The sequence below is a fragment of the Rhizobium ruizarguesonis genome, from assembly GCF_017357285.1.
GTDB classification, from domain to species: Bacteria; Pseudomonadota; Alphaproteobacteria; order Rhizobiales; family Rhizobiaceae; genus Rhizobium; species Rhizobium ruizarguesonis.
This window is the reverse complement of record NZ_CP071678.1, coordinates 2,382,779-2,408,073: the sequence shown is the minus strand read 5'-3', so window position 1 is coordinate 2,408,073 and position 25,295 is coordinate 2,382,779. Positions and strand designations below refer to the sequence as shown.

The 25,295-nt window shown below is 61.5% G+C and carries 22 protein-coding genes; 8 read left to right on the top strand and 14 right to left on the bottom strand.

The annotated features are described in order from the left end of the window. Positions 1-6 precede the first annotated feature (6 nt). Positions 7-1,266 (bottom strand): ABC transporter substrate-binding protein, encoded by a 1,260-nt coding sequence (locus tag J3P73_RS12015; protein WP_130691741.1) that lies wholly within the window; start codon positions 1,264-1,266, stop codon positions 7-9. A 65-nt stretch (positions 1,267-1,331) separates the two neighbouring features. Further along, positions 1,332-3,854: a hypothetical protein gene (locus tag J3P73_RS12010; RefSeq protein ID WP_130691739.1), complete on the bottom strand. Its 2,523-nt coding sequence runs from the start codon at positions 3,852-3,854 to the stop codon at positions 1,332-1,334. 246 nt (positions 3,855-4,100) lie between these two features. Here J3P73_RS12010 and J3P73_RS12005 point away from each other — a divergent pair, with 246 nt between their 5' ends. Next, positions 4,101-5,192, top strand: a complete 1,092-nt coding sequence (locus tag J3P73_RS12005) for a LacI family DNA-binding transcriptional regulator (protein WP_075223863.1) — start codon at positions 4,101-4,103, stop codon at positions 5,190-5,192. On the opposite strand, the gene J3P73_RS12000 is transcribed toward J3P73_RS12005, so the two are convergent. The 5 genes from J3P73_RS12000 to J3P73_RS11980 are packed head-to-tail and all read right to left on the bottom strand — an operon-like array spanning position 5,179 to position 10,294. Beyond that, positions 5,179-5,922, bottom strand: coding sequence for an ABC transporter ATP-binding protein (locus J3P73_RS12000; RefSeq protein ID WP_130691737.1), 744 nt, complete (start codon positions 5,920-5,922; stop codon positions 5,179-5,181). The two genes, J3P73_RS12005 and J3P73_RS12000, sit on opposite strands and share 14 nt — an antisense overlap. Beyond that, positions 5,919-6,764, bottom strand: coding sequence for an ABC transporter ATP-binding protein (locus J3P73_RS11995; RefSeq protein ID WP_130686387.1), 846 nt, complete (start codon positions 6,762-6,764; stop codon positions 5,919-5,921). The genes J3P73_RS12000 and J3P73_RS11995 overlap by 4 nt, the downstream gene beginning before the upstream one ends. Continuing rightward, positions 6,751-7,653, bottom strand: coding sequence for an ABC transporter permease (locus J3P73_RS11990; protein WP_130691735.1), 903 nt, complete (start codon positions 7,651-7,653; stop codon positions 6,751-6,753). Before J3P73_RS11990 ends, J3P73_RS11995 begins: the two co-directional genes overlap by 14 nt. Continuing rightward, the gene (locus tag J3P73_RS11985; protein ID WP_130691733.1) at positions 7,650-8,678 is read right to left on the bottom strand and encodes an ABC transporter permease; all 1,029 of its coding nucleotides are present in this window, start codon (positions 8,676-8,678) and stop codon (positions 7,650-7,652) included. Before J3P73_RS11985 ends, J3P73_RS11990 begins: the two co-directional genes overlap by 4 nt. A gap of 20 nt (positions 8,679-8,698) precedes the next feature. Further along, positions 8,699-10,294 (bottom strand): ABC transporter substrate-binding protein, encoded by a 1,596-nt coding sequence (locus J3P73_RS11980; RefSeq protein WP_130691731.1) that lies wholly within the window; start codon positions 10,292-10,294, stop codon positions 8,699-8,701. 133 nt (positions 10,295-10,427) lie between these two features. Here J3P73_RS11980 and J3P73_RS11975 point away from each other — a divergent pair, with 133 nt between their 5' ends. The 5 genes from J3P73_RS11975 (at position 10,428) to J3P73_RS11955 (ending at position 15,474) form a co-directional block, all read left to right on the top strand. Continuing rightward, positions 10,428-11,138, top strand: a complete 711-nt coding sequence (locus J3P73_RS11975) for a FadR/GntR family transcriptional regulator (RefSeq protein ID WP_024321942.1) — start codon at positions 10,428-10,430, stop codon at positions 11,136-11,138. 65 nt (positions 11,139-11,203) lie between these two features. Beyond that, a complete protein-coding gene (locus tag J3P73_RS11970) occupies positions 11,204-12,178 on the top strand; it encodes a mannonate dehydratase (protein WP_130691729.1) in 975 nt (324 codons plus the stop codon). A 32-nt stretch (positions 12,179-12,210) separates the two neighbouring features. After that, on the top strand, positions 12,211-13,137 hold the full coding sequence (kdgD, locus tag J3P73_RS11965) for a 5-dehydro-4-deoxyglucarate dehydratase (RefSeq protein WP_130661554.1): 927 nt from the start codon (positions 12,211-12,213) through the stop codon (positions 13,135-13,137). Between the two features lie 231 nt (positions 13,138-13,368). Beyond that, a complete protein-coding gene (locus tag J3P73_RS11960) occupies positions 13,369-14,277 on the top strand; it encodes a tyrosine-type recombinase/integrase (protein WP_207579987.1) in 909 nt (302 codons plus the stop codon). Between the two features lie 3 nt (positions 14,278-14,280). Next, a complete protein-coding gene (locus tag J3P73_RS11955; protein ID WP_130691466.1) occupies positions 14,281-15,474 on the top strand; it encodes an IS91 family transposase in 1,194 nt (397 codons plus the stop codon). A 466-nt stretch (positions 15,475-15,940) separates the two neighbouring features. Here the strand turns inward: J3P73_RS11955 and J3P73_RS11950 are convergent, their stop codons facing one another. The 7 genes from J3P73_RS11950 to J3P73_RS11920 all read right to left on the bottom strand — a co-directional run bounded on the left by J3P73_RS11950 (position 15,941) and on the right by J3P73_RS11920 (position 22,720). Continuing rightward, on the bottom strand, positions 15,941-16,441 hold the full coding sequence (locus J3P73_RS11950; protein WP_130691727.1) for a GFA family protein: 501 nt from the start codon (positions 16,439-16,441) through the stop codon (positions 15,941-15,943). Between the two features lie 87 nt (positions 16,442-16,528). After that, positions 16,529-17,296 (bottom strand): alpha/beta hydrolase family protein, encoded by a 768-nt coding sequence (locus J3P73_RS11945; RefSeq protein ID WP_130691725.1) that lies wholly within the window; start codon positions 17,294-17,296, stop codon positions 16,529-16,531. Positions 17,297-17,441: 145 nt separating this feature from the next. Continuing rightward, positions 17,442-18,038, bottom strand: coding sequence for a hypothetical protein (locus J3P73_RS11940; RefSeq protein WP_024321939.1), 597 nt, complete (start codon positions 18,036-18,038; stop codon positions 17,442-17,444). A 423-nt stretch (positions 18,039-18,461) separates the two neighbouring features. Further along, entirely contained in the window at positions 18,462-19,535 is a 1,074-nt protein-coding gene (locus tag J3P73_RS11935) for an ABC transporter ATP-binding protein (protein WP_130691723.1), read from the bottom strand. Between the two features lie 22 nt (positions 19,536-19,557). Next, complete coding sequence (locus tag J3P73_RS11930; protein ID WP_003539503.1) at positions 19,558-20,406, bottom strand: carbohydrate ABC transporter permease; 849 nt, start codon at positions 20,404-20,406, stop codon at positions 19,558-19,560. Continuing rightward, on the bottom strand, positions 20,399-21,337 hold the full coding sequence (locus tag J3P73_RS11925) for a carbohydrate ABC transporter permease (RefSeq protein WP_130655496.1): 939 nt from the start codon (positions 21,335-21,337) through the stop codon (positions 20,399-20,401). The genes J3P73_RS11930 and J3P73_RS11925 overlap by 8 nt, the downstream gene beginning before the upstream one ends. A 78-nt stretch (positions 21,338-21,415) precedes the next feature. Continuing rightward, positions 21,416-22,720, bottom strand: a complete 1,305-nt coding sequence (locus J3P73_RS11920; protein WP_130691721.1) for an ABC transporter substrate-binding protein — start codon at positions 22,718-22,720, stop codon at positions 21,416-21,418. Between the two features lie 201 nt (positions 22,721-22,921). Between J3P73_RS11920 and J3P73_RS11915 the strand changes: the two genes are divergently transcribed. After that, positions 22,922-24,121, top strand: a complete 1,200-nt coding sequence (locus tag J3P73_RS11915) for an ROK family transcriptional regulator (protein ID WP_018494677.1) — start codon at positions 22,922-22,924, stop codon at positions 24,119-24,121. Positions 24,122-24,178: 57 nt separating this feature from the next. Continuing rightward, on the top strand, positions 24,179-25,279 hold the full coding sequence (locus J3P73_RS11910) for a Gfo/Idh/MocA family protein (protein ID WP_130693079.1): 1,101 nt from the start codon (positions 24,179-24,181) through the stop codon (positions 25,277-25,279). Positions 25,280-25,295 lie beyond the last annotated feature (16 nt).

Sequence of the window (25,295 nt, the reverse complement as noted above, 5' to 3'; positions counted from 1 at the left end):
CTTCCGTCAGTTGCCGGCGACCTTGGCCTTGATGTCCTCATCGATGCGGGCATAGGCGTCGTCGAGCTTCATTTCGCCGGCGATCACCTGGCTGATGCGGGCAACGATGGCGCTGTAATAGGCGTCCGACCACTTCCAGCCCGGCAGCTTCATGGCGGGTGCCGCCGTCTGGCCGGCCGCTTCGACGAAGGCCTTCAGCGCCGCCTGCACATGCGGATTGTCGGTCTTGAAGTCCATCTGGCCGGCGGCGACGCCCTTATGCGCGGGGATGAACAGGCTGCGTTCGGCAAATTCCTTCTGCACGTCGGCACCTGCCAGGTAATCCATCACCTTGGCGACGTCCTTCGGGTTCTTGGTATATTTGACGGCAACCAGACCGGCGCCACCCTGCATGCCGGAGCATGCGACGGAACCGCAGGGGCTGCCCGCCATCACCCAGTCGAAATTATCGCCGATCTTCTGGGCGAAGCCCGAAACCTGCCAGCTGCCTGAATAAAGATAGGCAAGGCCGCCATTGATGAAGTCCTCGGCGGCGGAGCGGTAGGTGGTGCCGGCAGCACTCACCCAGACATCCTTGTTGATGGTGCCGTCCTCGTTCCACTTGACGAAGCGGCTGAGGAAGTCCTTGGCACCCTGATCGATCGGCGCCGGCTTGCCGTCGGCGGCGATATAGTTGGCGCCGTAGGAGATGTTCGGGCCGGAGACGCGGTGGCCGGAGCGGTCGATCGCCATGGCGAAGACCTTCTGGCTGTCTGCGACCTTCTTGGCTGCCGCCGCCAAGTCGTCCCAGGTGGCTTTCGGGCCGGGGATCTCGACGCCGGCCTGCTCAAACAACGTCTTGTTGACGAAGCCGCCGGTCAGCGTCAGCTGCGTCATGAAGCCGGTGATGGCGTTCGAACCGTCGGGACGCATCCAGTCCGCCTGGGCGCCGAAATTGTCGTCCCAATATTTCGCGTCGGTGAGGTAGGGGCGAAGATCGAGCCAGTGCTGCGCCGGCGCCTTCAGATTGGTGAGGCGGGCGATATCCGGCCCCTGCCCGGCTTCGAGCTGCACCGGCAGCTGTTCCTTGACGACGTCATAGGAGACTTCGTCGAGGATGACGTTGACGTCGGGATTGGCCTTGGAGAAGCGCGACAGCAGATCCTTGATCACCTCGCCTTCGCCGCCATCGGAATACCACATGATGCGCACGTCGCCGGCATGGGCGGCAACGGAGCTCAAGAGAATTGCAGCAAAAGCCGCACCGATCGATTTCATTCTGGTCATTTTCTCCTCCACTTGACCGATGAATTCCTGCGTCCGGCCGGTCCTCCACCTGCCGGACATGTCGTCTATGAGGCCGCGCGCCGAGGCTGCCTACCCGGTATCTTTAGATGTACCGCGTCTCCCCGCACCGACCAGTCCGCCGGGCGAAGAATGCGTCCTTCGGCGCGCACGGTGCCGTCCTCTTCGAAGACGACCCGGCCATAATCCGGATCGACGACGATCAATGCGCCCTCTTCGTCGCGCCGCGCCGAGAGCGTGGCGAAACGAGCCTGCATGCCGTCAAGGCCACCCTCGCGCCCGAGATCGGAGAGACGGACGATCCAGCGGCCCTTGCGGCCGGCTAACCGCAGCTCGATATCCGTCGTCGGGCCTTGTTTCACCGGCTCCAGTGCGCCGTTGCCGATCAGCATCGCAATGCCGTTGCCGGAGCGGGCGAGCGCCAGATTGCCGTCGACTACAGTGTCGTCGAAGGCCTCGAGCGGGAACCAGGCATGGGTGAAATCCGGCTGACTCTGATGGATCTCGAAATCGAGGATCGCCAGATCGCGATATTGATGCACGCGCGGCAGCGTTCCGCAGCCGCCCCAGAAGCTCGGCCGGCCATAACCGAACTGGATGGTTTCGCCGGGATGGTTGATCCAGATCTGCGCTTCCGGCCGATCGCCCAAGCGCAGATGCAGCACCGTCTCCTGGTAGCCCCAGGCGCCGGGGCGATAATGGGCGATGGTGCCGAGTGCGGTGTCGCGGGTCTTGTAGTGGTAGAGGGCGGCGAAACGGTTTTCGCCCTGGGAAAAGGTCCATTCCTGCGCGTCGTCGGACTTGTGCGCGGCAATTTCGGCAAGCGCTTCTGGAAAACGCAGGCCGTGGTCGCGGATGCAGACGGCAAGCTGCGGCAAAGCGTGGACACGCCGGCCGTACCAGCCGTGGCCCCAGAGCAGCCGGGCAATGGCGGAGAGTTCGACCGAACGGCCGGGGCGCAGCGTATGTTCGTAGGAGCGGCCCTGGCTGCCGGTCAGCATGCCGTGGTGGGCCGAGCGGGCGACGATCTCCATCAGGCGGACGATGCTGGCGTTTGCCCGGTTGCGGATCGTCTCATCCGGCGCGCAGGCGACCAGCGCCGTCAAGCCTTTGAGATCGATCGGGAAATAGGGAACGGAATTCCACTCGGCCATTTCCCAGCGCTCGAAATGATCGAGCCAGGCGCGGACACGCTCCTCGCCGACCCGCATCTGCTCGGCGCCGGTGCGGCCGGAACGGGCGAAGACGGCATCGGGGAACAGCCTGCCGCCGAGATAGGCGGCGGTGTGGAAGAGAAGCGCGTGGTTTTCGGAAAAATACCACTGAACGTCGTTGCCGGGCTCATCCATCCAGTAGCGGTAATTGAGGACGGCATGCTCGATCCTGTCGCGCAGCTCAGGTGATAGCAGATCGCTCCAGCGTGTATAGGCAAAGAGCAGCGGCACCAGCACGAAATCGGCGCAGTCGTGACAATCCTCGATAACAGGCAGCATCGCCGAGATCATCGCCTCGGTTTCCTCGCCGCCCTGCCCCAGCGCAAGGCGCGCGAAAGCGCAGACCGTATCGGGCTCCGAATGGGCGGCGACCTCGGCCAGCGCCTCGGCGACGCGGTCCTCCAGGGCGGCGGGTGCCTCGCCCTGCCTCTGGGGATGACAGATCTCGACGCCGAGCGTGCGACCGAGCGAAAGCGTGCCTGTTTTGAAGGTGATGCGGAAATGGCGGAAATCGGCGGGCATATCAGCCGAGGTGCCGAGCGCCAGTTTCGTCGCCCCCGCTTCCAGCTCGAAATCATAGTCGAAGCGCTCGATCGACATGAAGTCGCCTTCGATCTCGACATGGCAGCTCAGCCCCACCGGCAACGGCACGGGGAAGAGGATCGTCACATCTTCGCCGAGATAGGCGGTGCGGTCGAAGCGCATGCCTTCGAGGATGACCTCCAGCGCATCCGCATCGCCGGCGGCGATGGGAACGGGCACGGCGTTTTCAACTTCCGGTCCTTCGACATAATCCAGCTGGAAATAGAAACGGGCGTCACGCTCGGCGAGATCGTCGAAATAGACGCGGATCTCGTTGAGGCCGGCCGCCAGCTCGACCTCGAAGAGCTGCTGGGCTTCGAGATTGCGCTGGTAAGGCGCCATGAAGCCATGCTCGCGGCCATTGACGAAGAGGATCGCGCCGCCGCAGGTCGACAGGCGAAGCGTCGCAGCTCCCGCCGAGCGGGCATCGAGGAAGCTGCGCGCCCAGCAGCCGATGCGTGTCGGGCGAAACCAGAAGCCGGAGAGATCGACACGCGGGGAGGCAAAGGGAAGCCACCAGCGGACGGCCTCGAATTCGGCAGCCGGTTGCGGCCGCCGGCCCGAGAAGGATTTTTTGAATTCGGTGCGGCAGGGATATTCATGCGGAATGAAATTCTTCGTCTTGGTGACGAAGAAAAACGGATCCATGCTGCCTTCCATCGGACGGTCGGCGACGTCATAGCGCTCCTGCCACAGGTCGGCGAGCTGCCAGTAGACGATCGGGCTATCCTTCGCCGTCGCGCGGCGGAGATGGGATTGCTGCTCAGTGGTCATATTTCAACCCGCCCTAGAACAGCTAGAGCATGATGTCGTCCGAAAACCGCTCACACTTTTCGGCATCATGCTCGATCCTTGAGACGCCGGTTAAAACGCCGACGCATGGACTGGCCGTCTAGCCACATTTCAAAGCCTCCCTGCTCTGCCGCTTGTCGCGGACTCCTCAGGCAACAATTGTGCATAGGCATTCCATTTGCGCAATCTGAAAGATTTTTGCATAGTAGTCGGGAGCGAGGAGATGACATGGCGGCGGAAGAGAAAAAAGGCAGGCGCACGCGCCTCGACGACATTGCCGCCCGATGCGGCGTCTCGATCAGCACGGTATCGCGTGCGCTGGCCGGCGAAAAGGGCGTCAGGCCGGAGATTCGCAAGCTGGTGCTGGAAACGGCGAGTGCGGTCAGCTACGCCCTGCCGGCGAGCGTTGCCGGCAAGAAGGTCATGCTCGTCGCCTCCGGCGCGGCAATGATCGACTATGTCCGCAACCAGTTCACACTCTATGTGCTCGAAGGATTGAATGCGCGCGCAGCCGCCCTCGGCATCGAACTGGCGATGCGCCCTATCGCCGACAACGGGGATGAAGCCCGCGTCGTCGCCGAGATGCGTGACGATCCGAGCTTCGGCGGCATGCTGATCCTGACCGTCGACGAAGAGGAGATGCTGGCAGCGGCCGCCGATCTCGGAAAGCCCGTCGTGCTCGTCAACAGCGACGATCCCTATATGCGGCTTTCGAGTGTTACGCCCTGCAACCGCTCGGCCGCCTTCATTGCCGCCGAGCGGCTGATCAAGGCGGGGCATCAACGTATCCTGTTTATGCTGAGGCCGGGGCGACGGACGATCGAGCGGCGCCTGGAGGGCTGGCGCGACGCCCTGCAGCATCATGGGCTGACGGCCGATGCCGATCTGGTGCTTGAAGTCGACGACTGGCTGCCGGAACTCGGCGCTGAGGCGGTCACCCGTCTCGTCCGCGAGAAAGGCCTCACCTTCACCGCCATTCTGACGGCGGGCGACAGTCTGGCCAATGGCGCGGTGCGCGGATTGCAGGCGATGGGTTATGCCGTACCGCGGGACATCTCGGTCATGGGCATCGATGACCTGCCGCAGTCGGCCTTTCTCAATCCGCCGCTCTCGACGGTGCATATTCCGATGCGCGAACTCGGCGCCACCGCGCTCGATCTGCTGCGCGACATGATGCTCGGCCTTGCGGCCCCACGGCGCCGCGTCGAGCTTGCCTGCCATCTCGTCGAAAGGGGTAGCGTCGCGGCGGTCAGCCGCGTCCATGTCGCAACAGAGGATCGCCGAGCCCACACCACGTTCGAGGATATCAAGCTTCGATAAAACTCGCCTCAAACAGTTCTCGCGCATAGGCATCATGCGTGGTGCCGGCCTGCAGATCCGCTTTGGTGAGTTCGTCGACGAAGCAACCATTCTTCATGATCAGCACCCGGTCGCACATATGGCCGATGACCGCGAGGTCGTGGCTGACAAGCAGATAGGTCAGGCCCTTTTCCTCGCGTTGATCGGCAAGCAGGTTCAGGATTTCGGCCTGGACCGAGACGTCGAGCGCCGATGTCGGCTCGTCGAGCAACAGGATGGGCGGCGACAGGATCAGGGCCCGGGCGATTGCCACCCGCTGTCTCTGACCGCCGGAAAGCTCATGCGGAAAACGGTTTGCGAAGCTCGCCGGCAAACCCACCTGGATCAACGCCCTCTCGACCTTCGACCAGATATCGGAATGGCGCACGGCGCGTAGCGGCTCGGCCAAGGCGGTGCCGATACGATGGCGCGGATGCAGAGATCCGTATGGGTCCTGAAACACCATCTGGGCGAATTTCAACTCCTCGCGGGATCGCTTCTTGCCGATCGGTTTGCCGCCAAGCTCGATGTGACCGGTCCAACCGGCCTCCATGCCGGCAAGGCAACGCAGCACCGTCGATTTGCCGCATCCGGATTCACCGACAATGCCGAGCGTCTCCCCTTGGCCGACCTGAAAACTGATGCCTCTGACGACATGGTTGCTTGATTTGCCGGAGGCAAAGACGACATCGAGGTCACGCACATTGATCATTGCGCCGTCTCCAGATCGAGTTTCATCCTGTCGAGAACCGCAAGCCGGCGAACCGGGTTCCTGGGGTCGGGCAGCGCAGCGATCAGCCCGCGGGTGTAGGGATGGCGGGCCTCCTCCAGACGGGTCAGCGTTTCCACGATCCGGCCGGCATACATGACGATGATGCGCTCGCAAAACGCTGCCACCATGCGAATGTCATGGCTGATCAACAGCAGGCCGGAATTGTTCTCGCGCACCAGTTCATCGAGCAACAGCAGCACGTCCTTGCGGACGCTCACATCAAGCGCCGAGGTCGGCTCGTCGGCGATAACAAGCTTCGGCCGTGCCAGCAGCATCATGGCGATCATCACGCGCTGGCCCATGCCGCCCGATATCTGGTGCGGATAAAGCGCCATGACCCGCTCCGGATCACTGATGCGCACGCGCTCCAGCATGGCGCGGGCAGCCTCATGCGCCTGTTTCTTGTGAAGGCCAAGGTGAAGGCGAGCGGCTTCGGCGATCTGCTTGCCGATTGAAAGCACCGGATTCAGCGAATAGCGCGGATCCTGCATGATCAGCGCGATGTCCTTGCCGCGCAGCGCGCCCATCTGACGTTCGGACTTCGACAGCAACGAACTGCCGGCGAGATCCAGACGCGCGGCCGAGACCACCGCGGCCGGCGGCAGAAGACGCATGATGGCGCGACCGGTCGTCGATTTGCCGGAACCGGATTCTCCGACGATCCCGACACGTTCGCGCCCGACGTCGAAACTGACATTGGAGACGGCAGGCACGGCGCCTCGGCCGAAACGGACGCTCAATCCTTCGACGGAAAGAACGGGCTGCAGATCACGATCTTGCATGGCGAGGATCCAGAATGTCGCGCAGAGCATCTCCGGCGATGTTAAAGGCAAGGCTGGTAAGGAGGATGGCGATACCCGGCATCACGGCAACCCACCAATAATCCAGCATGAATTTGCGGCCGCTGGAGATCATCGCGCCCCATTCCGGCGCCGGCGGCTGGGCGCCAAGGCCGAGGAAGCCAAGCGAAGCTGCCGTCAGAATGATACCCGCCATGTTGAGCGTCAGGCGAACGATGACCGAGGGGACGCACATCGGCGCGATATAGAGGAGAAGAATACGCATCGGCGATGCGCCATAAAGGCGGGCGGCGACCACATAGTCGGCGTTTCTGACGACAAGCGCCTCGGCGCGCGCGAGTCTCGCAATCGGCGGCCATGCGGTCAGCGAGATCGCGATGATTGCCGTGGTCAAGCCGGCGCCGAGTGCGGCAGCAAAAGCCAGCGCCAGGATCAGCGACGGGAATGACAGAACGATATCGGTGGCGCGCATCAGCAGCGCATCGATGCGTCCGCCGAAGAAGCCCGCGACAACGCCGATCAACAGGCCGATCGGGCCGACGATCAAGGAGATCGACAGCACGGTCTGGATGGTGATGCGCGTGCCGAAGATGAGGCGGCTCAAGATATCCCGGCCGAATTCGTCCGTGCCTGCCAGGTGCGCGAGGCTCGGCGGCTGCAAGGCATCGCCAAGCGCCTGTATGGCCGGATCGTAGGGCGCCAGCAGCGGCGCGAAGATCGCGATCAAGCAAAGCAGACCGAGGATGACGAACCCTCCAAGACCAAGCGGCTCGGCAGCCAATTTGCGGCCGGCGCGCGCAAACGACGCCGCGATACGGGTCGACACACTTGGAGGGCGGATCTCTATCTCGCCACGGATGACATCGCTCATCGGGCCGCCTCCCGCATGCGCGGATCAAAGACGGCATAAGCGACGTCGGCCAGGAAGTTCAACAACATGAAAATGAATCCCACAATGATGGTGCCGGCGACGATAGCGTTCATGTCGCCGATCATCAGGGCGTTGGTCATGTACTGGCCAATGCCCGGCCAGGAGAAAACGATCTCGGTCACGACAGCGCCTTCGAGCAGACCGCCATAGGAAATGGCCAGGATGGTGATCAGCTGCACCGCAATGTTCGGCAGGACGTGGTGCCAGATCGTGCCGAAGGGGCTCACACCCTTGGCTCGGGCCGCAATGACATAATCCTGGCTCAACTGCTCCAGGGTGAAGCTGCGGGTCATGCGGGTGATGTAGGCCATCGCCGCATAGGCAAGGATGACGGCCGGCAGAATGATATGGCCGAGCGCATTCCAGAAGATTTCCGTCTCGCCCTGCAGCAGGCTGTCGATCAACAACAGCCCGGTTTTCGGCGTGACGAGGCCTTCGTAAAAGACATCGATCCGACCCGGCCCGCCGACCCAATTCAGGCCGGCATAGAAGATGACGAGCCCGACGATGCCGAACCAGAAAACCGGGATCGAATGACCGACGAGCGCGACCACGCGGGCCGTCTTATCGATGAAGCTGTCGCGAAACAGCGCCGCGACCAGCCCGAGCGGGACACCGACGAAGGTCGAAATGATCACCGCCAGCGTCGCGAGTTCAAACGTCGCCGGAAAGGCTTGAGCGAGGTCCGAAGAGACGGGATTGCCGGTGAGGACGGCCGTGCCGAAATCACCATGCGCCAACCCGTTCAGATAGAGGAAAAACTGCTGGTAGATCGGCAGATCGAGCCCCAGGCGCGCCCGCATCGCCGCATAGGCGGCGGGATCGGCGAGTTCGCCGACGATTGCGCCAACCGGATCGGTGGGCAAGACGCGGCCGATCACGAAGGTCACACATAAGAGGATGAACAGGCTGACCAGCAAATGCGCCAGGCGTCGGCCAAATTCGGCTACGGAGAGTTCCTTCATGATCGGCTGTCCTGGGAGTATTACTGGGTTTCGACCTTGGTCACGTTCTCGAGACGCGTCAGCTGAGACGGATGCCCCACATATCCCTCGACCTTGCTGTTGAGGACGATCGGCTCAAAGCGCTCGAAGAGCGGAAGCACTGCCGGCTTCTGTTCGACGAACAGCTTCTGCATCTGAACATAGATTTCGCCACGCTTCTTGGCGTCCGGCTCCATCGATGCCTTGGCCGTCAGGGCCGTGAGTTCCGGGATGTCCCAAGCCGAGCGCCAGACGAAGTTGCCGGCATTGTTGGCTTCCTTCGAGTTGTCGGGATTGGAGGAGAACTGCTCCATCGAGCCGAGGACGTTCGGCATATAGGCGCTGGTCTGCGGGATCAGCAGATCGAAATCCCTGGCGCGATGGGCGGCGATGATTTCCGAGCCGTTGCCCTGCTGGATGTCGATCTTGATGCCGATCTGGGCAAGCGATGCCTGGATGGCGGTGGCAAGATCGATGCGCGGCGTTTGCGCGATGGTCTTCAGCGACAGCGAGAAGCCGTCCTTGAAGCCTGCCTCGCTCAGCAGCTGCTTCGACTTTTCGACGTCGAGATGCCAATCGGGATTCGGGATGGCATATTCGAAATTCTCCGGAACGGGAACGTTTCTGGCCCGGCCGTAAGGACCCATGATGGTCTTTTCGATGCCCTTATAGTCGATGCCGTAGGCAATGGCTTCGCGAACCTTCGGGTTGGCGAGGTATTTGTTGCCGGCATTCATCGACAGCACGTAGAATCCGCCCGTCGGAATACGCTGGATGGCAAAGCCCTTCTTGCTCTGGAAGGTCGCGAGATCCGAGGCGGTCAAGGCGCTGGCAATATCGATATCGCCGCGTTCGAGCATCAGCCGCTCGACCTGGCTTTCAGGCACATGCCGGACGATGACGCGACGCATCTTCGGCGCGCCGGCCATATAATCCTTGTTGGCATCGAGGATCACCAGTTCGTTCGGGGACCAGCGATTGAGGGTGAACGGACCGGAGCCGGCCGAATGGGTTCGCATCCAGGCGTTTCCGTAGTCGTTGTCGACGGCGTGGCTCTCGACCTCGACGCTATCGACCACGCTGGTGGTGGTCGTCGTCAGCCGGTAAAGCAGAAGCTCTGCCGTTACCTGGTCGGAGAGATCGATCCGCACCGTCTGGTCGTCGACGGCCTTGACGAGCTTTTCGACATTGTCCTTGTCGTAACCGACGCGCTTGAGGTTGGCGGCAGCGGCCTGATCCATCTTCAGGAGCCGCGCCAATGAATAGACGACATCCTTCGAGGTGACCGGGTTGCCGGAGGCGAAATTGGCCTTGCGCAGCGTAAACGTGATGCCCTTCTCGTCAACCTTCCAGCTTTCCGCCAGCTGCGGAAGAACCTTGCCGTCCGCCGTGCTGGCGACCAGCCGATCGTAAAGATTCGACATGATCTCGACCGCTTTGCCTTCGGTCGCCTGCTGCGGATCCAGCGACAGAACCTGCGCCAGCGATGTGCCGACCACCAGTTGGTCCTGCGGCGTGGCGGCCTGCGAGAGCGGTGCAGCGATCGTCAGGGTGCCGATGACGGCGCCGACGAACAAGCCCTTAGAAAAATGCTTCATTGTAAGTCCTCCCTAGACTACTATAAAAGACATATTATGTCGCCCGTATGTCGTATTATGATTTATCGAAGTCTGATATGATTTGCAAGACCCGAGCGGGAGACTTGATGCAAAGGAATTGGGGGAACGGACAATGACAACATTCGGCGGTGGTCGGCAAAGACTGGCGCAACAGGTCATCGATCAGCTGCGGGCGCAAATCGAGACGGGGACGCTGCGTGTTGGCGATCAGTTGCCGACCGAGCCGCAGCTTGAAGCGACATTCGGCGTCAGCCGTACCGTGGTGCGCGAGGCGATAGCCGATCTGCGGTCGGCAGGCTTCGTCAAGCCGATCCAGGGCAAAGGCGTTTTTGTCGCGGATCCGAAGGCGCATTCGGTTCTGTCACTGACGCCGGTGGAAATCAAAAGCATTCCGGAAACCCTGGAATTGCTGGAGTTTCGTATGGCGGCCGAGGGTGAAGCGGCGGCAATTGCCGCCTATCGCCGCACAGCCGAGCAGGAGGCGGCAATCCGTGAGGCCAACCGCAGAATGGCGCACCTGATCGAAACCGGACAGCAAACCGTGGAAGCGGATTACGCCTTCCACATGGCGATTGCCGCCGCCACGAACAACCGATTCTATGTCGATGTCCTGCGCCATTTCGGCCCTAGAGCCATCCCCCGCGGTCAGTTTCCGACACTGCCTGAGGCCAATGACCGCAGCTATCTTCAGAAGGTTTATGCCGAACATGTCGAAATCCTGTCGGCAATCGCCGATCAGGATCCCGAACGCGCCCGCCAGGCAATGCGCGCCCATATGCTGGCCAGCCAACGCCGCTACCGCATGCTCGCCGAGCAGCAATAGGGCTCGACACTCTTCAAAATTCATATTATGTCATACGACATTGTGTAATTTCGAAAGAGACTCAAATGTATCTGGGAACACAGGTCGCAGTGCGGGATGACGACGATTATCGTATCTTCGCGCAACTGGGTGTGAAGCATATCAACGCCGACCCGGCGGGAAAGCCGAGCAGTTGGACGCTCTCCGATCTCGAACGTCATCGCGACAAGGTCGAAAGCTTCGGCCTGATCCTCGACATGATCCAGCTGCCCCTGCCCTCGCAGCCGATCGAGAAGGCTTCCTATCCCGATATCCTGCTTGCCGGCCCCGAGCGCGACAGACAGATCGACGCCGTCTGCAAGCTGATCGAGAATGTCGCAGCCGCCGGCATTCCTGCGGTGAAGTACAATCTCAACCTGATCGGCATTCCCCGTACGCCGGATGAGCCGGGACGCGGCGGATCGCTGAATGCCAGCTTCCGCTGGGACAAGACGGATCAGCAGGCAGAGCCTGGTCTTGCCGGCGTGCTTTCCGAGGACGAGAACTGGGAACGGATCGACTATTTCCTGGAGCGCGTCGTTCCTGTCGCTGCAAGCAACCGCGTCCGGCTCGCCTGCCATCCGCACGATCCCTATACGCCGCCGGGCTATCGCGGCGTCACGCGGGTGCTGGGTACGGTAGAAGGCCTGAAGAAGTTCGTGCTGATGCGCGAAAACCCGTATCACGGCCTCAATTTCTGTCAGGGTTCGATCGGCGAGATGCTGGAAAATCCCGGCAAGGAAATCGACGACGTCATTCGCTGGTTCGGCCAGCGCGGCAAGGTCTTCAATGTTCACTTCCGCAACATTCGCGGCGGCAAGCTGTCCTTCATGGAGACCTTCCCTGAAGAAGGCGACATGGACATGGTCCGCTCGGCCAGGATCTACAAGGAGGTGGGCTTCAAATACATGCTGATGCCCGATCATGTGCCGACCGTCAGCGGCAAGGACCCAACCGCCACCGCATTTGCCTTCTGCTACGGCTATATCGCTGCACTTCTGCAAGTGCTCGAGAGCGAGTGACCCGGTTTTCAACACCTAAGAAATAGGACTTCATGATGAACCCGATTGAATTGAAGAAGGCCGTCGGTAGTGGTCTCCTGTCGTTTCCGGTGACCCATTTCGACGATCAACTCAAATTTGACGAAGCCAAGTACCGCCGTCATGTCGAGTGGCTTTCCGGTTATGACGCTGCCGCACTGTTTGCCGCCGGCGGCACCGGGGAGTTCTTCTCTCTCAATCCGGCCGAGATTCCGCAGGTTGTCCGGGCCGCCAAGGCGTCGGCGGGCAAGACGCCGATCATTTCGGGAACCGGCTACGGCACATCGCTCGCCATCGAGATCGCAGTTGCGGCCGAGAAGGCAGGCGCTGACGGGCTGCTGCTGTTGCCGCCCTATCTGATGTTTGCCGAACAGGCGGGTCTCATCGCCCACGTCAAGGCAGTCTGCCAATCGGTCGGCATCGGCGTCATCGTCTATAACCGCGACAACGCCGTCCTGACCGCCGACAGCATCGCGCGCCTGGCGGAAGAATGCCCGAACCTGATCGGTTTCAAGGACGGCGTCGGCGATGTCGACAAGGTGATCGAGATTACCACCCTGCTTGGCGACCGCCTCGTCTATGTCGGCGGCATGCCGACCCATGAGGTTTATGCCCAGGCCTATTTCGCCGCAGGCGTGACGACCTATTCATCGGCCGTTTTCAACTTCGTCCCCGCGCTTGCCCAGCGCTTTTATGGCGCCTTGCGCACCGGCGATCAGGCGACTGTCGATGAGATCCTGAAGAGCTTCTTCTTCCCCTTCGTCGCTCTGCGCAACCGCAAGAAGGGATATGCCGTCTCGATCATCAAGGCCGGCCTTTGCGTCCTCGGGCAGAACCCAGGCCCCGTGCGCCCGCCTTTGACGGATCTTACCCAGGAAGAGCTCGCGCTGCTGGAAAAGATCGTCCAGGCCAACGGCGTCACGCGGATCGCGGCGGAATAATATATCGCGGCAGTAGGCCGCCGGGGTGGCCCGGCGGCCGTCCGGTTCGCACCAACAACGGACATCGGCTCGGCCTTGGATAGACGACAGCCACGGGGCAGGAGAACGAACCCGCTGCGCGGGAGGGCGCCTGCGGTTGAGGTAGAGGGCACAGGCCGGACGTTGCGCCTGCATTGAGCGTCGTCCGGCAACGGCAGAGCATGACGGGCTTCTTCAACAAGGAGCCTGACCATGCAGCACCCCCATCTCGATACGCCCGTCAGCCCGCTGCGCCAGCGGTTGATCGACGACATGAACATGCGGCGTTTCTCACGCGAAACGCAACGCAACTATCTCCGCGACATCGGACGCCTGGCGACCTTCCTCGGGCGTTCACCAGACACGGCGACCGCCGACGACCTGCGCCGGTTCCAGATCGAGCAGCAGGAGGATGGCGTTCCCGTTCCGACGATGAACAGCGTCGTGTCGGCGCTACGCTTCTTCTTCACCCAGACCCTCGACCGCCCGGACCTGGCGCGCAGGCTCATCCGGCTGGCGCATCCGCGTAACCTGCCCGTGGTGCTGAGCCGCGACGAGGTTGCCCGGTTGCTCAATGCCACCACCTGCCTCAAGCACCAGGCGGCATTGTCGGTCGCCTATGGCGCGGGCCTACGTGTCGCGGAGGTGTCGATGCTGAAGGTCGCCGACGTCGACAGCGAGCGCATGCTGCTGCGCGTCGAGCGTGGCAAGGGCGGGCGCTATCGCAATGCCATGCTTTCGGAGGACCTGCTCACCCTGCTGCGCCAGTGGTGGAAGGTGGGCCGGCAGCAGGGTGTGATGCATCGCGACGGCTGGTTATTCCCTGGCCAACACGCAATGAAGCCGATCAGCCCGCGGCAGCTCTATCGGATCGTCGTTGAGGCGGCCCAGGCCGCCGACATCGCCAAGCGGGTCGGGCCGCATACGCTGCGCCACAGCTTCGCCACCCACCTGCTGGAGGACGGCACGGACATTCGGATCATCCAGGTCCTGCTCGGGCACGCAAAACTCAACAACACCGCCCTCTACGCCAAGGTGGCGACCAGGACGGTCCGCACAGTTACGAGTCCGCTCGACAAACTCGGCCTGTTCAAGCCGGAAGAAGCCTTCCCCGACGGTTGAGCCTTGCGTGCCTCGATCGAGGTCGCCGACATCTTCCGTGCTGCCGGCGCGGCGTACCGGCGCGCGCATGCTGAACATATGAGCCTGCCGCAACTGAAGGTGATGTCGGCGATCGAGAACTGCCGCACTGCGGCCCTCGGCGGTCACGTCGAGGCCTGCGAGGACTGCGGCCAGTGGCGGATCGCCTACAACTCCTGCCGCAATCGGCACTGCCCAAAGTGCCAGGGCGCGGCGGCACGGACATGGCTTGCCGAACGCGAGGCCGATCTGCTTCCGGTCGGCTACTTCCACGTCGTATTCACCCTGCCGGCCGAGGTCGCCGACATAGCGTTCCAGAACAAGGCGCTCGTCTACGACCTGCTGTTCAAGGCGGCGTCGGAGACGATGCTGACCATCGCGGCCGATCGCAAGCATCTCGGCGCGCGCATCGGCATCACCGCCGTGCTCCACACCTGGGGATCGGCGATGACGCACCATCCGCATGTGCACATGATCGTTCCGGGCGGCGGCATCACGCCAGACGGAAGTCGATGGATCTCGTCGCGCCCGGCCTTCCTGCTTCCCGTACGCGTACTCGGCAAACTGTTCCGACGACTGTTCCTCACCCGGCTGGTCGCTCTGCACGACGCCGAGCGGCTCTGCTTCTTTGGCGCACTTGCTCATCTCACCGAGCGGCAGGCATTCTTGCGGCATCTATCGCCGGTCCGAAAGAAACGCTGGGTGGTCTATGCGAAGGCGCCGTTCGCGGGTCCTGAGGCCGTTCTTGCCTATCTGTCGCGCTATACCCACCGGGTCGCAATCTCGAACCGCCGCCTGATCACCTTCGACGAAACTGGCGTCACCTTCCGCTATAAGGACTACCGCCGCGACGGCCGCGACCGGCAGCAGATCATGACGCTCGCGGTCGATGAGTTCATCCGCCGCTTCCTGCTCCATGTCTTGCCGCGCGGCTTCCATCGCATCCGGCACTACGGCCTGCTCGCCGGCTCCGCCCGCAAGGCCAATCTGGCGCTCGCCCGCGAACTCCTGGACGTCGCCGCACCGGCCGATGACAACACACCAGGCGAACCGGATGACTTCCGCCCGCCATGCCCCTGCTGCGGCGGACGAATGATCGTCATCGAGGTGTTCGAACGCCGGAGGCAGCCGCGCGGACCGCCGGATGCGACGGCGACGAACCGGGAGACTGCTTCATGACCCGGCATGGCATGATCCAGACCTCAGCCGCGGGCGCCCCGCCTCCGGCAACCGACCCACGCGCGTTCATGGTGATTATCGCCGCCAACAGGGTCGCGTCGAGCCGGCTGCCGGGCCGGCTAAACCGCGCGGAGGCGCAACGAAGCGGCCTGTCCGCATCCAGCACCCCACTTCCTGGCCGCGGTCGCGCCATCGCCGATATCAGCCCCAGATCGAAATCCCCATAGCCTCCGACTGTGGCCCGCGGGTTCCTTCCTCGGGGACTTTCGTACGCCTGCCGGCGCCCGAAACTCTTCACGGAAGCGGACGGGCCGCTCGAGGCACAAATTACCTAAAGAGCAGACCTTCAGGCACCCTGCGTGCATCATATTGAAAGCAAGCTGTTGCTGTCGTTGGTTTCCAGCGCAACGGCTTTTCGGAACAGCGGCTACGGACAGCGCCGCACTGGCAAACGCCGGAATAGCACTCAGCCATCGGGCCCCCTCACCGCCCATGAGGTGGTGTCGTGATCGGGGTGCTGGTTGCTGCTCTCCTTGATCGCCGCGGCCCAGCCGGCGCCGTTGTTTTCGGTTGCACCGGTATTTTCTATGCCCGTGATCGTATCGAACCATGCCACCATGTTCTCGGTGCAGGTATTGGCAAGCGGCGAGAAGGCGTGCGGATCGTCAAGCGAACCGATCATCAGATTGGTGCGACCGTTTTCGAGGTGGTGGAAGAACAATGGCGTGCCGCAATTGGCGCAGAAGCCGCGCTCGACAAGCTCCGAGCTCTTCCAGACGCTTGGCTTGCCGCGTGTCCAGCTGAGCGCATCATCGGGCGCGGCGACGAGCGCCGCGAAGATGTTGCCCGAGGCTTTCTGGCACATGCGGCAATGGCAGAGATGAGAATTGTCAAGCATAGCGGTTGCGTGGTAGCGCACGGCACCGCACTGGCAGCCGCCGCTCACCTCCATCTCGATGCGTTTCATTTTTTCTCCTCCTTCAAGAGGCGGGTTTGGGCTTAATCTCTTTTAGGTTTTCGTCACTTTCCCGCTGCCCGAAGCTGTCATGCTGCCTTAGTGGTACGTCACGACGGGATTGAACACCCTTTGCAGGAAGGGCCTGAGAGCTCCCTGCATGTGGTTCCTTGGAATTTGGTGTCCACACTCAAAGAGGTGAAGCGTCGCCAGGACTCCGGCATTGGACAGAGCTTTTGAGAAGAGTTCGGCTTGGGCAACAGGAGCACGGTCGTCATGCTTTCCATGCAGCAACAGCGTCTCAGACCGAACTTCGGGCGCATAATGCAATGCAGAGCGAGCCAGAAAGGCCTCTCTCGATAGGCCCGCCTCTTTCTCGATAGCCCACCGTAAACCGTCTGAACTCTCGTGATAAGCGACTTCAAGATCGTAGACGCCGCTGGATAGAATGACTGCTCGCAGATCAGAAACCTGGGTGGCGACCATTGCCGATGCAACGGCACCACGACTGTTTCCATAGAGAACAATTCGATTTGGATCGACGGAAGGCTGGCCCCGCAGGAAAGCGAGAGCAGCTATGATCGCTTGCTGGGTTTTGGGACCGCAGAAATCTGGAGGGCCATCTGACGCCCCAAAACCAGGCTGCGAGACTGCCGCCGCAGTGATATTCAAACCAGAACAGAACCGAAGCAATGCGCCGCTGTTGACCGCGTCTATCCCTCCGAGCAGACGACCACCCTGATTGCCGTGGACAAATAGGATTGCTCCTGCGGGCGTTTCGCTTGCGGCTTGAGCTTGAAAAAGCTCGACCGTGGCTCCATCACCCCGGTCAATGAGATGTCGAGTTACTACCGGCATAACCACCATCAGGTTTTCGCGTGCGAACAGACAATAGTGCAACTTGTGGCATTGGCAACGTCCGGTGGCGGGAGATATCGTTGAGAAACCAAATGGCTTAGCCGCTCATCCGTCCGTTTCGGTCTTTCGAGCAGGTAGGAGCTGGTTATCCGCCCTATTCATTGGCCACCGAGTAGGCAGCAGCGAGTTGCTTGGCCAAAGCTTCAAGAGCCTCCGGGTAAGCTACATCAACACACTGAAGTTTGGCGTCTCGCGCTGCCTCTAACATTTCCCTCTTGTCGCGGATCGAACGCTCGACAAATTTCTCGATGATCAAAGCCGCCGATTGAGTGGCGTCCTTGTAGCCGGCTTCTTCCATCATGCGGGAGCGTAAGAAGTCGTCTTCTGCGTATAGGAACACGGTTCTGACGAGGCTTGGATCGAGTTTCGTCATATATTCTGGCCGCAGTGCTGACCCTTCGAGTATGAAGGGCTTCAAAAGCTGCCTCTGATTTTCGATGATCTGACATATGTACGGCCACATATTCTCGTGGTGAACCTTCAAAAACCAATGCACTGTATCGTCGGAGAGACGTGAATAATATTCAGCTACCTGGGGACGGAGCGTCGGCCACGGTCTACCGGGGTGGCGGCCCAATTTGTCGGTGGAAATGAGTTCCCTACCAAGCGAGACAGCCAAGCTCTTTGCCAGTGTGGATTTTCCAACATGCGAACTGCCACCAATCAAAATCCCCAAGTGGTGTTGTTGCATTCTCTGACCTCCAATATCGCGATCAATTGGTAACTAATATTCGTAGTTGATGACTGCTCTTGGCTAATTGCCAGCGCTCCACGGCTGGTGGCGTTGCCGTGCATTCGCGGAGGCATTTCCAGAAGGAAATCCTCAGATAGAGCGCAGCTGGTGGTTTAAAAGTGCCGGAAGCTGGCTACACCCTTGGCATCAGTCCATACTGGTGGGTGCCAATCGCTCGGTTACGTTAAGGACGGCCCACATTGCGGGCCGATTCCGCCCAGGCGGCCATATCGGCATCACCTGTATGCGCGAAACCATCGGACTTGTTCAGCTCACAAATGATCGCGATCACCCACGGGAAAGGTGGCAGCAAACCGAATGAGGGGCTGGTTTCGGCGATCTCCTGGACCGAGGATTCGCATGCCCCAGCGATTCTTGTGCCTACAGCGCCACACCAGTACCGCGGTCAAACACATGCACCTGATCGCTGGTGATGCTGGCCTCGAAGACGGCGCCGTAACGGGCGGGGTATTCGCCGTCGACGATGGCGGTCACCTGCTGTCCGGCGAGGTCGAAGACGACATGGGTCTGAGCGCCTGTGGGTTCCACCAGCATCGTCCGGCCGGCGAGCGGCGTGCCGGCGGCGACGCCTGGAACGAGATGTTCGGGGCGCAGGCCGATGGTGATGGCCTGGCCGGCCTTGACCTTGCGGTCGGGCGCGATGCGGATTGCCGTGCCGTCTCCGAGGCGGGCGGCGGGTTCACCGTTTTCGCCGTCCACCGTGCCTTCGAGCATGTTCATCGCTGGCGATCCGATGAAGGCGGCGACGAAGAGATTGGCGGGCTTCCTGTAGAGTTCGAGCGGCGTCCCCTGCTGCTCCACCCTGCCCTGATTGAGCACGACGATGCGGTCGGCAAGCGTCATCGCTTCGATCTGGTCATGGGTGACGTAGATCGAGGTCGTCCTGACCTTCTGGTGCAGCGTCTTGATTTCCGAGCGCATCTGCACGCGCAGCTTGGCATCGAGATTGGACAGCGGCTCGTCGAACAGGAAGACGGCGGGATTGCGAACGACGGCGCGACCCATGGCGACGCGCTGACGCTGGCCGCCGGAAAGCTGGGCCGGCTTGCGGTCGAGGAGTTCGGCGAGATCCAGCATGCGGGCGGCCTCGGCCACCCGGGCCTCGATCTGCGGTTTGGCAACGCCGGCGAGCTTCAGATTGAAGCCCATGTTTTCAGCAACCGTCATGTGCGGATAGAGCGCGTAGGATTGGAAGACCATGGCGATGTTGCGTTCGCGCGGCGTCATGGCGTTGACGACCTTGCCGCCGATGGCGATGTCGCCGTCGGTGATCTCCTCGAGGCCGGCGATCATCCGCAGTAGCGTCGACTTTCCGCAACCGGATGGCCCGACGAGAGCGACGAATTCCCCATCCTCAATATGAAGCGAAATGCCGTGGATGACGTCGACGGCGCCATAGGTCTTGCTGATATCGGTGAGTTCAACGGATGCCATGATTGCACTCCAACGGTTCGGCTCAGGACTTCACGGCGCCGGCGGTCAGACCGGCGATGATGTGTCTCTGGGCGACGAAAAAGACGATGATGGTGGGAAGGATGGTCAGCGTGATGAAGGCCAGCACCAGCTGCCATTCCGTGCCGTACTCGCCGCGATAGACCATGATGCCGAGCGGCCAGGGATATTTCGATTCCGAGTTCAGCATGATCAGCGGCAGGATGTAGCTGTTCCAGCTGCCGACGAAGGAAATGATGCTGACGGTGGCGACGATCGGGCGCGAAAGCGGCAGCGAGATATGCCAGAAGAATCTGAGATAACCGCAACCGTCGACGAAAGCCGCCTGAAACAATTCTTCCGGAAGGTTGCGGAAATAGTTTCGAAACAGCAGGATGCTCATGCCAAGGCCGAAGGCCACCTGCGGCAGCACCACGCCCCAATAGGTATCGAGCAGGCCGAGATCGCGGATGCGGATGAACAGCGGCAGGATCGCGGTCGCCGCCGGAAACATCAGGCCGAGCAAGAAATAATTGAGCAGGAACGACGAGCCGAAAAAGCGGACATGGGCAAAGGCGAAAGCCGCCATCGATGAGACGATCAGCGTCAGGAGAACGGTGAGCGACGCGATCACCAGCGAATTGCCGATCTGCAGCCAGTAGCGTTCACCGAAAAGAATATCGGTATAGTTCGCCCATTGCCACTCCGTCGGCAGGCCGAAGGGATTGGTGCGCAGGTCGCCCAGCGTCTTGAAGCCGCCGAGCGCCGTCGTCAGCAGCGGCACGAGCACGATCGCGGCAATCAGGCTCAGCGACACGTAGAGATAGACGCGCGTGGACGTGCTCATGCGGATGGAAGAGCTCATATCAGTCATGGCGCATGAATATCCTTTTGTAACCGAAGGCGAGCGTCACGCAGATGATGAAGAGCACGACGCCGACGGCGCTGCCGAGGCCGACCTGCATGCGCATGACGCCATAGGTATAGAGGAAGGTGACCATCGTCTGGGTGGAGTTGGACGGCCCGCCGCCGGTCAGCGGCATGATCATGTCGAACAGCTGCAGCGAGCCGACGACGGCAAAGAAGATGGAAAGACGCAAGGTCGAGCCGAGCAGCGGCAGCGTGACGTAACGGAACTTTTGCCAGCCGGTGGCGCCGTCGATTTCGGCTGCCTCCAGCACGCTCTTGTCGACGGATTGCAGGCCGGCGATGAACAGCATCATGTGGAAGCCGAAATATTTCCAGACGATCACCCCAAGCACGGCATAGATCGCCACGTCCTTGTCGGCGAGCACATAAGGGTTGGCGAAGCCGAAAAAGTTGGAAACGGCGGCAAACAGGCCATAATCGCCATCATAGACGAAGCGCCAGATAAGGCCCGCGGCAACGTCTGCCAGCACATAGGGCAGGAAGAAGATCAGGCGGTAACCGACGACACCCGGAATGCGGTGCGCCAGCATGGTGGCCAGCCAGATGGCGAGCGGCACCTGGATGCAGATCGAGATGACGATGATCAGGCCGTTATTGATCAGCGCCTGCGTGAAGGCCGCATTTCGAAACAGAACCTGGAAATTGCGCAGCGCGATGAACTCGGTCGGCGTGCCGTAGCCGTTCCACTTGTAGAGGCTGTACCAGGCCGCCTCGCCCATCGGCATGATGACGAAGAGCGTGAAAAGCAGCAGCGCCGGCGGCAGGAAGATCAACAGCACCGCCAGCCGGTCATGCGCGACCGAGCTCCTGCTGTTTGCGGTTCTTTTTGCCGGCCTTGCGGCCGTGGTTATCGATGGGACTGAAATATTGGCCATGGGTCCTGCTTTCGCGTCTCGTCGGCAGCAATGCTGGCGCTCCGCTCTGGAGCGCCAGAAAGGGTCTGCAGGCGCTGGTTATTGTTCCAGCTCGAAAGCGTCCTGGATCATCTGGGCGCCATCCTTGGAATTCATCTGACCGGAGACGATTTCCACCGACACGTCGTTGACGACACGGCCGACCGCCGCACCGAGATCCTGGTCGAAATAGTTCTGATGCCAGGTGGAAGCGGCCAGCTGTTTGGCCGATTCGGCAAGCAGCGGGTTGGTAACGCCATCACCGGCGCCGACGGCAACGGGCAGAAGCATGCCTGATTTGGCCATCGCCCGCTCATTGTCCGCGCTTGTCAGGAAAGCGAGGAAATCGATCGCTTCCTTGGATGCCTTCTTGGTGACGGCCCAGCCGTTCAGACCGCCGAGCGTATCGGTGGGCTTGCCGGCGCCGCCATCGACTGCCGGGAAGGCGAAACGGCCGATATTGTCGGGTGCGAGACCCTTGCCGTCGCCGGCATTCTTGCGCTGGTTGGCCTCGGTATTTTCAAAGCCGAGGATGATCGCAGCCTTGCCGTCACCGAACACGCCGAGCGCCTGCGGCCAGGTCGAGCCGAGATAGCCGGGCTGGAACGGTTCGAGCTTTCCGAGTTCGCCGAGATCGTCACCGGCCTTGATGATCGCCGGATCGAGGAAACCTTCGCCCTGGCCGGTCTTTGCCGCTTCGAAGACCGTCTGTCCGCCTTCGCGCATGACGAGATAGCTCCAGTAGAAATGGATCGGCCACTTCTCACCGCCGCCACCGGCGATCGGCACGATGCCGGCTGCCTTGATCTTCTTCACCGTGCCCAGAAAATCAGCCCAGTTCTTGATGTCCTCGGCCTTCACACCGGCCTTGGCAAACAGCGCCTTGTTGTAGAAAAAGCTGACCAGACCGACCTTATAGGGAATAGCCCAGGTCTTGCCTTCGAATGTCAGGCCGCTGACCGAAGCCGGGCTATAGGCGCCGCGCAGTTTGCCGCCATCGGCGTCCAGCGCCGGCGTCACATCCTGGAGCGCGCCGGTCTCGGACTGCTGCTTCAAGACGCCACCGCCCCAGCTGAAAAAGAAATCCGGCACGTCGTCGGATTGCAGCAATGTCGGAAGCTTGGCCTTGAAAGCCTCGTTTTCGAGGAACTGCATCTGGATATCGACATCGGGATGCTGGGCTTCGTATTTCTTGACGATGTCTTCCCAGGCCGCCACGTATTTCGGGTCGAGCTCGAGATGCAGCCACTTGACCACCGTCGCCGCAGACGCTGCGCCTGCCCCCGCCAGCAACATGCCGGCAGCCGCCGCCATGGATGCGATACGCCTGCCGCTAGGAACGGCGCTCTTGAAGCTAAAAGTCATGATTTTCCTCCCAGGGGCCTATCCTCACAATTTTTCCCCTATGCGGATTAATTCAACGGAGCTTTGGCATATTGTCAACCCAATGCCTCTATTTTTATCAAATGCGCTTGACATGACCACTGAATTCCCGACTATTTATTTCGTAACCCGTTAAAAATATTTGGGTTCCGCCCCAACGAAACGCTCGCCCGGCTAGTACCAATGAAGACTGCAGATCCAGAATTAATGCGCGCGATCAATCGCTTGAACGTGCTCGATACCGTCCGGCGCCATGGTCCGATCTCGCGGATAGAGATCAGCGAGCGTACCGAACTCTCCACCACGACCGTTTCGGCGATCACCGCCTCGCTGCTCGACGACGGGCTGATCCTGCCGCGGCACGAAGGCGATATCCGCAACGAGGCCGTGCGCGGACGGCCGCGGGTGGCGCTGGAACTCAATCCCGATGCCGCCCGCGTGGTCGGCGCCAAGATCGCTGCCAACAGGATGGTCTTCGTCGTCACCAATTTCCGCGGCGACGTGCTGTCGAAGCTTGCCCTGCCGATCCGCATCGACCGGCAGCCGATCGGCGTCATCGCCGACCTGGTCGAGGACGGCGTCAGGCGCTGCGTCGTCGATGCCGGGCTGTCGCTGGAGGATGTGGACAGCGTCTGCCTCGGCTTCCCCGGCGTCATCGAGCACCGCACCGGCTATATCAGAAGCAGCCCGATCTTTCGCGACACCAATGTCGACTTCGCCGCCGAGATGTCGACGCGGCTGGCAACACCGACCATTGTCGAAAGTGACGCGCACGCCATCACACTTGGCCATCACTGGTTCGGAAAGGCCCGCGATCTCGAAGATATGGTGCTGATTTCGCTGGAGCAGACACTGGGGCTCGGCGTCCTGCACGGTAACAGCCTGTTTCGCGGCGCCGGCGGCCTCAGCCACAATCTCGGCGACCTCGTGCTCGGCATGGGACCGAATGGCGTCGTCCGGCTCTTCAGCCAGGCCGGCGAAAGCGCGATCCTCGGAGAACAACAGGCTGATGGGCGTTTTGCCGAGGCAATCCGCCTCGGGCGCGGCATGAACCATGCCCAGGCGCTGATCAAGGCCGATGACGACCGGCTGATCAGCGCCGCCATCCGTGCCGGCGAAGCGGTGGGTTTGACCATTGCCAACATCGTCACGCTGTTTGCGCCGCCGCGGGTCATTCTTGTGGGGTCGAGCCTAGCGCTCGGCGAACCCTTTCTCAACAGCCTGCGCGACGCCTATGCGCTCGCCATTCCGCCGTCGCTGCGCGGGGTGAGCGAACTCGTCTTCGACGATTCGACCGATGATTTCTGGGCGCAGGGTGCCGCTGCGGTGGCGCTCTACGAACTCTATGAATCGCCCTGGAGCACGACGGGGCCGGCGCTCTGACGAGCGACACAATCAAGATCAATGGCAAGATCAATGGCAAGACCAATGGAGGAATTCATGGACAAGGTCGGTATCGGCATCATCGGATGCGGCAATATTTCGGGCGCCTATCTCACGGCGATGGCATCCTTTCCCATCCTCGACATCCGCGGCGTCGCCGACCTCAACCGGGAGCTGGCGGAAGCAAAGGCTGCGGAATTCAATGTTCCCGTCAAGACGGTTGAGGAGCTTTTCGCCGATCCCAAGGTCGAGATCATCGTCAATCTGACGATCCCGAAGGCCCATGTTGCCGTGGCGCTACAGGCGCTCGATGCCGGCAAGCATACCTATTCGGAAAAGCCGCTCGGGATTAATTTCGCAGAAGGGAAAAAATTGGCGGAGGCGGCCAAAGCCAGGAATCTCCGCATCGGGGCTGCCCCAGACACCTTCCTCGGCGGCGGCCACCAGACGGCCCGCGCCTTGATCGACCAGGGCGTCATCGGTCAGCCGGTCGGCGGCTCGGCGACCTTCATGTGCCCGGGCCATGAGCGCTGGCATCCGAACCCGGCCTTCTATTACGAAGTCGGCGGCGGGCCGATGCTCGATATGGGTCCCTATTACATCACCGATCTCGTCAATCTTCTCGGACCGGTTGCGCAGGTTGCTGGTTTTGCGACGACGCCGCTCGCTGAACGGCTGATCACCAGCGAACCGCGCAATGGCGAGCGCATTCCCGTGCATGTGCCGACCCATGTCGCCAGCATGATGGCCTTTGCCAACGGCGCCGTCGTGCAGATCGCCATGAGCTTCGATGTTGCCGGCCATAAGCATGTGCCGCTGGAAGTCTACGGGACCGAGGGCACGTTGATCGTTCCCGATCCCAACAAGTTCGGCGGCCCGGTGGAATATCTGAAGAAGGGCGGTTCGTTCGAGGACCAGCCGGTCACATCGCCTTATGCCGACGGCAACTATCGCTCGCTCGGCGTTGCCGACATGGCGCATGCGATCCGCTCCAACCGGCCGCACCGCGCCAATGGCGATCTGGCGCTGCATGTGCTCGAAGTCATGGAAGCGTTCCACACCGCCGCCGCGACTGGCCGGACGGTCGCGATCACCACGGCGACGGAGCGCCCTGCCCCGCTGTCCGATTCCATCGTCGACGGACGACTGGCGAAATAAGTTTCAGGAGGAAAAA